Consider the following 9,003-nt stretch of genomic DNA (forward strand, 5'->3'; position numbering starts at 1 on the left):
CCCCACCCGGGCACCGCAAGCGGCGCAAGACCGGGCGCTGCCCGCCGCGCCGCCCACCCGCATCACGATCCCGGCCGTCGGCATCGGTTCACCGATCTCCCGCGCCGGGTTGCGCCCGGACGGCTCGCTCCAGCCACCCCACCCACCGCACCAGGACGAGGCCGCCTGGTACACCGGATCGGCCACCCCCGGGCAGCCCGGCGCCGCCGTGATCGAAGGACACCTCGACTCCACCTCCGGGCCCTCGGTGTTCTACCGGCTCGGCCGACTGCGGCCCGGAGACACCATCCAGGTGTCACGAGCCGACCGCACCACCGCGGTGTTCATCGTCGACACCGTCCGCCGATTCCCCAAGAACGCCTTCCCCACACGCGCCGTCTATGCCGACACCCCGCACCCGTCCCTCCGCCTGGTCACCTGCGGCGGCCCCTTCGACGACCGCACCGGCCACTACCGCGACAACACCATTGTGTTCGCGCACCTCACCGCCGCCCACACGGCGCCGCCCTGACCCGCGCATCGGGCGGCGGCGTGTCAGCCGGCCGGTGCCCACGGCGGTCATGAAGACATATCCGGCGGTCGCGTTGTCGACCGCGGTGCGGGCCAGCGCGGCCATCTCCAGGGCCGTGTCGGGGCCGATCCCGGCCAGCGCACTGGGGCAGACGATCCGGACGCCGCGCAGCCGCGGCTCGACCATGTCGATCATGATGGTGAGGGCGCCGTCGTGCCGTTCGACCAGGGGGATGCGCAGTCCCTGGCCAGGGTGACCATTGCCGCCGGGCAGGTCGGTGGCGACCGCGAAGACACCGACTCGGCGCCCGGGGCAGAGCACCGGCCGGTTCCCGTGAACCAGGCAGGACGGCGCCTGACCGGTATGCAGGCGTCCCTATCCCGTCGGCGACACCCAGGTGGCCGCCGACGACGGCCCGCTGCAACGCACGACGGGGCGGCGGTGCCAGGTCTTGCGTGCGACGCCGCCTGCGCAGGCCACCTCGGGGCTGACCCCAGGGCGCGGTTCGCGGCGCCAATGCGTCACGTGCACGACTCCGGATTCCACCAGTAGTCCTGCACCAGGCCCAGGATGCCCATGAGCATGAGCGCGACAGGACGGGACGGTTGAAGCCCGAGGGTTCCTGCCGCCTGGGCCAGGCTGGCGTCGGGCGCGATCCGCTGGGCGGCCTCATGGGTGTTGTCCATGGTGGGCAGCCCGATACCGATGTCCAGGAACGGGCGGATCTCCGCCTCGCCGACCAGGTATCGCACCACCCGCGTGAGCATCTGCCGGGAGTGGCGCGCCATGTCGATCAGGCATGGGAAGGCATGGAAGACCTTCTCTCCGGCCTGCCGGTCGACGGAGGTAGTTGTCCGTGCCTCCCCGCAGGAAGCTCCAGACCCGCGCCGAATGCGTCACGTCGGTGTCTATCCTGCGATCTGATAACGACGCCCCAAGACCGATTGCCCCGCCGAACCACACGCACGACCAGTCCGGGCGAGGTCGGCGTTTCGTGGCTTCACTGGCTGAGGCTCGGTCAGATCGGAATCCTCGGCAGGAGAGTGACGATCTCGAATCGCGTGTCGAGGCCGGTGATGCGGAGGATTTCGATGAATCTGGGTGCCGGGTTGAGCAGCACGTAACGGCCGTCGAGGACGCGGACCCGCTTCCATGCGATGATCATTTCGCGGAGGCCGGCGGAGTCGCAGAACGCCATGCGGGAGAGGTCCACGGCGACCAGTGGTGGTGTCCGCGTGCTGATCGCCTGCGAGAGCTGGTCGGCCACGCCCTGGGCCATGGCGACGTCGAGTTCGCCGGTGATCGTCACTACCTGCCACCCGTCCCGCTGGGCCCGCGTGAACGTGGTGCCGTTGGGCAGCGAGTTGGCGGGTGCGACCATGGTCGATCTTCCTTCGGAAGCGAGAGGGGCTTGGTCGCTGCCCATTGTCGCAGCTCCCGGCACCCTCGTCATGGCGGCTTCCGCATGCATGGCGGGCTGGCCATTGGTTGCCTTCCGTGCGCAGATCTACTGCGGGACGGCGTCCAGTGCGGGGGCAGACGCGGTTGCGAGCCCGGCACTCCGACTACGACAAGCTATGGACGGTGCCGGGCCGCTGGCGGTAGCCGCTCACCGTGATGATGGTCTGCAGTGTGTGATCTTTCAGCGTTCCTCCTGCGGCACGGGTGTCGGCTTGCAGCAGGAAGGCGGCGAAGGCAGCGCCCAGCATGATGCCTTCCAGCATTGCGGCCCGCAGCGGGCCGGCGAGGGATTCGTCGGGGCGCGCCGCCAGCGTGACCAGTGCCGACACTCTCTGCACCGTCCACCTGCTGCTGGACGGGACTGAGCACAGCCGAGCCGAGGCCGACGTCGTCTTCATATATCAGGAAGTGTCCGCAGGGTCGCCTGAGCGTCAGAAAATGATTGCGTCTTGGGGACGGCCCCATCGTTTGCTATATGCCTTTGCTCTCCTTGCTGGAGATTGAAACCGAATGGTGTCTTCGGTACGAGGAGATGCAGGTCATGGCTTCGAGGTCGCCGAGTGCGCCCCGGGAAGCGGGTGGGGAAACGGAGACGGACTCCCTTCTTGCATGGGCCGAGGGGTCGGGGAGGCGCCGGGTGGCGCAGCCGCGGCAGGACGGGTTGCGGTTCGCGTTCTACGGGCGGGTGTCGACGGAGGATCATCAGGATCCGGTGACGTCGCGGGCGCGGCAGCGTGATCAGGCCGCGGCGCTGGTCGGTGGGCATGGGCGGGTTGTGGCGGAGTATTTCGATGTCGGGTACAGCCGGGTGCTGCCGTGGGCGCGGCGTCCTGAGGCCGCGGCGTTGCTGGTGGCGATGGCCGATCCGGATCGCGGGTTCGACGCGATCGTGGTGGGGGAGTATGAGCGGGCGTTCTACGGCAATCAGTTCGCCCAGATGGCGCCGCTGTTCGAGCATTACGGTGTGCAGCTGTGGATGCCCGAGACCGGCGGCCCCATCGACTTCACCGCCGAAGCGCACGAACAACTGATGGTCAACCTCGGTATCCAGTCCAAGCGCGAGATCACCCGGACCAGGATCCGGGTCTCCACAGCGATGGCGGTCCAGACCCGCGAACAGGGCCGGTACCTGGGAGGCCGCCCTCCGTACGGATACCGGCTGGTGGACGCTGGCCCGCATCCGAATCGGGCGCATGCTGCTTGGGGGCGTCGGGCTCGCCGGCTGGAGCCCGACCCGCAGTCCGCGCCGATCGTGGAATGGATCTTCGCCCAGCGGCTGGTCGGGCACAGCATGGCGCGCATCACCCGGGCGCTCAACGACATGTGTATTCCCTGCCCGTCGGCGGCCGATCCGCGGCGTAACGCTCATCGGTCCAAGCAGGTGTGGAGGTTGACCACGGTGCGGACGATCCTGGCCAATCCTCGATACACCGGGCGGCAGGTGTGGAACCGTCAGCCGAGCGAGCATGATCTGATCGATCCGTTCAACACCGGGCTGGGGCATCGGCAGGTGCAGCGGTGGAACCTGCCCGACGGCTGGGTCATCTCCGCCCGTCCCGCGCACCCAGCTCTGGTCAGCGAAGCCGACTTCATCGCGGTCCAGGGCATTCAGACGCCGCGCGGTGCCGCTGCCAGGCCGGATCGCTGTTACCTGCTGGCCGGGTTGCTGCGCTGCGGGGTCTGTGGACGTCGGTTGGAGTCGTGCTGGGCCAACAACCGGGCGGCGTACCGGTGCAGGCACGGCCACAGCAGCGCGTCGCGCTCAGATCCGGATCGGCCCAAGAACCTCTACATCCGCGAGGACCGCATCTTGCCGCACCTGCCGGCGCTTCACGTTCTCCTGACCGGACCAACCGGCGCTGCGCCGGACGGTGCGTCACCCGATCCCAAGGAGGTCATCGGTCACCTGCGCTCCTGCAAGATCACTCTCATCTACGAGCCCGAAGACCGCACCCTGTGGACCAGCACCCCGAAGGAAGTGAAGACCACCATCGACCAAAGGCCCTGACACCACAACGCATCGCAGCGTTGCACGCGCCGTTCAAGTGCTCGAATTGCGGCTCGTGTACTCACGGCATCCACAACCACGGCGGAAGGAAGTGATCAAACAGCGAAAGACCGACCCTCTCGGGGGTGAACCAGGCACCGAGAGGCGCTCCGGAATGCCCGGAAACACCGAGTTATGTACAAACTGTGTGTCCGAGGGCGATCGCGACCAATTGCACATAATCCCGGCATTTCAATCGGTGAACCGTACCGGATCATGCTTAACTCTTAACTCTTAACTCTTAACTCTTAACTCTTAACTCTTAACTCTTAACTCTTAACTCTTAACTCTTAACTCTTAACTCTTAACTCTTAACTCTTAACTCTTAACTCTTAACTCTTAACTCTTATACTACCAGCTGGCTGCCATTTATGCGACCGCCTTGTCGTCAACTTCGCCAAGTTCATGAAGACCTACAGAACCGCGCTGGACACAGTTGATCGCTCGCATTGGGGGCGGGGTGCAGAATATCTCCGTGGGCCAGGTTTGCATCCCGGCAGAGCCTGCCGCGGACCCGCGCCGTATCTCACCGCCGCAGCCTGCGGGGTACGAGAGCGCAGGATACGGCCACCCAGTGTGATGGATTTCAGCTCCAGATAGATCATCTCGATCTCCTAGGGCTGGTGGTAGCGCTTCACGATCTCCATAGTTGAATGGCGGTGCGGGTCGAGCAGGGTGGTGATTCAGCTGGTAGTGACCGATGCAGTGCCCGCCGCCGGACAGGGTCCACGTGATCTCGGCATCGATCCCCCCGGCTCGGCACCCCGCCCAGCACCGAACGCCACGGTCGGTCCGCCAGGGCCTCAAGACGGGGGCAGCTGGCGCTAACTTGCGCCGGTTCGAATCCGGTAGCGACGAACCATTCCCGCAGGCGCGGGGCCGACCATGCGCTCACCGCCGTGACGCGCCGCCGATGGGAACCATCCCCGCAGGCGCGGGGCCGACGCCAGCTGCGTCTCGTACAGCTCCTTGATCCGCGAACCATCCCCGCAGGCGCGGGGCCGACGAGAACGACACGCTCTCGGTGCCGGTCTGGATGGAACCATCCCCGCAGGCGCGGGGGCCGACGACGCGCTCTTGGCCTTCAGGCCGAGCACGGACGAACCATCCCCGCAGGCGCGGGGCCGAGGCGGGTGACGCTGGCGCAGATGTCGTCCCAGAGGAACCATCCCCGCAGGCGCGGGGCCGACTCGATGTCGGGGGCGTGGAGGTCGGGGCGGTGCGAACCATCCCCGCAGGCGCGGGGCCGACCTCATGCCGGGCTCGTTCCGACAGCGTGCTGCTGAACCATCCCCGCAGGCGCGGGGCCGACCTGGCCGGGGTGTTCCGGCCGGCCCTGCAGGACGAACCATCCCCGCAGGCGCGGGGCCGACGGTTGGCTGCCCAACCGGCTCCTGCGAAGCCGGGAACCATCCCCACAGGCGCGGGGCCGACCGACCGGGCATCATCCTCTTCCTGGTCGTACCGGAACCATCCCCGCAGGCGCGGGGCCGACCCGCAGTACCGGCAGTGCATGTCCTGCAACGGCGAACCATCCCCGCAGGCGCGGGGCCGACCTCCTGCTCATCCCGCTGTGGCTGCAGATGCAGGAACCATCCCCGCAGGCGCGGGGCCGACCTTAGCGAGCGCGGTCTTGGTCAGGTCCGCGCCGAACCATCCCCGCAGGCGCGGGGCCGACGCCGAGGATCCCCGCGACACGGTCGACCTCCGCGAACCATCCCCGCAGGCGCGGGGCCGACGCTGTGACGGCGGGTCAGGCTGCTGCGGACCGGGAACCATCCCCGCAGGCGCGGGGCCGACACTTGTTCTCGATGTCGCCGAGCGCGTCCCGGCGAACCATCCCCGCAGGCGCGGGGCCGACTCCGCTACATCTGGGACAACCCCGGCGGCGAGGGAACCATCCCCGCAGGTGCGGGGCCGACCGTATGACCACAAGTGGGCAGTCCCCTGGCCTGGAACCATCCCCGCAGGCGCGGGGCCGACCCTGTGGGTGGGTGGTGCAGATCAGACGGCAAGGAACCATCCCCGCAGGCGCGGGGCCGACCACGACCCGCGCCGCCCACCAGCGTTCATGCCAGAACCATCCCCGCAGGCGCGGGGCCGACGGCCGACTGCCCCGGCCCGACGGGCGCGGCACGGAACCATCCCCGCAGGCGCGGGGCCGACGGTTACTGGACGCACCGATGTAGACAACATCGGGAACCATCCCCGCAGGCGCGGGGCCGACGCCGGCGTTGAGCTGACGCTGCCCGGTGGCCCAGAACCATCCCCGCAGGCGCGGGGCCGACGGCCGACTGCCCCGGCCCGACGGGCGCGGCACGGAACCATCCCCGCAGGCGCGGGGCCGACGGCCCCGGCGTCTCGCTTTCCTCGTATCTGCATGAACCATCCCCGCAGGCGCGGGGCCGACCCCTTGCCGACCTCCGGGGCCGCCTGCGAGATGGAACCATCCCCGCAGGCGCGGGGCCGACCGCGTCACCATCCGCAACCGCAACGCCGCCGGGGAACCATCCCCGCAGGCGCGGGGCCGACTTCGGCCGAGGTGAGCTTGCGCCCGACCTGGGCGAACCATCCCCGCAGGCGCGGGGCCGACGGCGGGGGGTTGAGTGAGGGAACACCTGTGAGAGAACCATCCCCGCAGGCGCGGGGCCGACACGGCCGCGGCGTCGGCGGGGAGACGCGGCTGGGAACCATCCCCGCAGGCGCGGGGTTGACGCCGTCCGCGCCGCGGAGGTCGTGTACGTCCAGGAACCATCCCCGCAGGCGCGGGGCCGACACCGTGACCCTCCGTGAACACGCCACCGACAACGAACCATCCCCGCAGGCGCGGGGCCGACAGCACCGGGCAACGAAAAAGGGCCCGCCCCCGGGAACCATCCCCGCAGGCGCGGGGCCGACGCGGTTGGTTCGCGGCCCGGTAGACCTTCAGGGGAACCATCCCCGCAGGCGCGGGGCCGACCCCCGCGAGATGCCGGCCCGGTCGGCTAGCTGCGAACCATCCCCGCAGGCGCGGGGCCGACAATCGACGAGGTTGGTGATCGCACCAGCGGGGGGAACCATCCCCGCAGGCGCGGGGCCGACGGTCCGTGAGGCGGCCGGGGGTGTGTAGGGGAAGAACCATCCCCGCAGGCGCGGGGCCGACGAACCGGTCGGACGGCCGTGGACGTCGCTGGGGAACCATCCCCGCAGGCGCGGGGCCGACAGAATCGGCACATCGCCCATCAGCCGGTCGAGCGAACCATCCCCGCAGGCGCGGGGCCGACGTTTAGGACGTCAAGAACTTCGAGCAGAGTCTCGAACCATCCCCGCAGGCGCGGGGCCGACTACCACTCCGTTCGGGACCTCCCGCCCGCCGACGAACCATCCCCGCAGGCGCGGGGCCGACGCGGCGTTCAAGCTCGCGCTGACGCACCCTGGCGAACCATCCCCGCAGGCGCGGGGCCGACCGGGCTGACGAGCGAGTTGACCGGGTACAGGAAGAACCATCCCCGCAGGCGCGGGGCCGACACCCTGGTTGTGCCGGCGACGACTGTCGCCAAGGAACCATCCCCGCAGGCGCGGGGCCGACCTGCGGTTCACCCACAAGCCCGCCCCTCCGAGCGAACCATCCCCGCAGGCGCGGGGCCGACTTGGTGCGGTCGGTGAGATCGACGTCGGTCAGGGAACCATCCCCGCAGGCGCGGGGCCGACGGCGGGAAACACCCCAGGCGCGGGCCGCGGCTAGAACCATCCCCGCAGGCGCGGGGCCGACGCGGCCGATCCGGTGGGGGAGATCCTCGATGACGAACCATCCCCGCAGGCGCGGGGCCGACGCCAGTAGACGCCCGGCCACGGCCGTGCACGTCGAACCATCCCCGCAGGCGCGGGGCCGACGGGCGTGACCCGGACGAGAGAAACCGGAAACGGGAACCATCCCCGCAGGCGCGGGGCCGACCCGGACACGCCCACGAGCATTCGCAATGGCGTAGAACCATCCCCGCAGGCGCGGGGCCGACCCGGCGGTACGGGAGAACGCCGGGCACACCCCCGAACCATCCCCGCAGGCGCGGGGCCGACGGTTCGGCTTCCCACGTCACCCACGGGCTTTGCGAACCATCCCCGCAGGCGCGGGGCCGACCCGCCCCACAGCTCGGCGGCCGCGCGGACGTGGGAACCATCCCCGCAGGCGCGGGGCCGACCCCCGCCCGACAAATGGACGAAAGAAGAACTCAGAACCATCCCCGCAGGCGCGGGGCCGACCCAACCCCACTCAGCGGACCGCACGAGCCCACCGAACCATCCCCGCAGGCGCGGGGCCGACGGGCGGTAGCCGACGCTGAATATCCGTCAACAGGAACCATCCCCGCAGGCGCGGGGCCGACACGTCGAGGCGCGCGGTGACGAGGTCGAGGTTCGAACCATCCCCGCAGGCGCGGGGCCGACGCCCGGCGTCTTGGTCATCAGGCGTCCCGCGACGAACCATCCCCGCAGGCGCGGGGCCGACCGATGATGAACGGCGTCGCGGGCGGCGCGTCCGGAACCATCCCCGCAGGCGCGGGGCCGACTCTCGACACGGACAAGGCCGTCCGCGCGCAGGAGAACCATCCCCGCAGGCGCGGGGCCGACGGCCCCGCCGCGTCGCGCGCGGCGGGGCCGATCGAACCATCCCCGCAGGCGCGGGGCCGACCTCGTGGTCGCTGCGCGCGCCGTTTTCCGCGGGGAACCATCCCCGCAGGCGCGGGGCCGACCGCATGCGGAGATAGGCGCGCGGCTCCGGGGCAGAACCATCCCCGCAGGCGCGGGGCCGACGACGTATTCGCGTGTGGTTTGGGCGGGGCCGGCGAACCATCCCCGCAGGCGCGGGGCCGACTCTCGACACGGACAAGGCCGTCCGCGCGCAGGAGAACCATCCCCGCAGGCGCGGGGCCGACCTCGTGGTCGCTGCGCGCGCCGTTTTCCGCGGGGAACCATCCCCGCAGGCGCGGGGCCGACCGCATGCGGAGAT

General features: G+C 70.0%; 5 protein-coding genes and 1 CRISPR repeat array. Of the genes, 2 read left to right on the top strand and 3 right to left on the bottom strand.

Going from position 1 to position 9,003, the window contains the following annotated elements; translation table 11 throughout:
- Positions 1-511: class F sortase (locus E1293_RS40325; RefSeq protein WP_132204310.1), on the top strand; the 511-nt coding region annotated here is incomplete at its 5' end.
- Positions 512-1,032: 521 nt separating this feature from the next.
- Here the strand turns inward: E1293_RS40325 and E1293_RS49905 are convergent.
- From E1293_RS49905 to E1293_RS40340, 3 genes are all read right to left on the bottom strand, one after another.
- Positions 1,033-1,299: an SAM-dependent methyltransferase gene (locus E1293_RS49905; protein WP_243717294.1), complete on the bottom strand. Its 267-nt coding sequence runs from the start codon at positions 1,297-1,299 to the stop codon at positions 1,033-1,035.
- 230 nt (positions 1,300-1,529) lie between these two features.
- Positions 1,530-1,892 carry an STAS domain-containing protein gene (locus tag E1293_RS40335; RefSeq protein ID WP_165978618.1) on the bottom strand — a complete coding sequence of 121 codons (363 nt, stop codon included), beginning with the start codon at positions 1,890-1,892 and terminating at the stop codon, positions 1,530-1,532.
- 184 nt (positions 1,893-2,076) lie between these two features.
- A complete protein-coding gene (locus tag E1293_RS40340) occupies positions 2,077-2,301 on the bottom strand; it encodes a hypothetical protein (protein ID WP_132204314.1) in 225 nt (74 codons plus the stop codon).
- A 308-nt stretch (positions 2,302-2,609) separates the two neighbouring features.
- On the opposite strand from E1293_RS40340, the gene E1293_RS40345 reads away from it, so the two are divergent.
- Positions 2,610-3,980 carry a recombinase family protein gene (locus tag E1293_RS40345; RefSeq protein ID WP_207939387.1) on the top strand — a complete coding sequence of 457 codons (1,371 nt, stop codon included), beginning with the start codon at positions 2,610-2,612 and terminating at the stop codon, positions 3,978-3,980.
- Between the two features lie 895 nt (positions 3,981-4,875).
- Positions 4,876-8,990: a CRISPR direct-repeat array (repeat unit 28 nt; unit sequence GAACCATCCCCGCAGGCGCGGGGCCGAC).
- Positions 8,991-9,003 lie beyond the last annotated feature (13 nt).

This window comes from Actinomadura darangshiensis, assembly GCF_004349235.1.
Lineage (GTDB): Bacteria > Actinomycetota > Actinomycetes > Streptosporangiales > Streptosporangiaceae > Spirillospora > Spirillospora darangshiensis.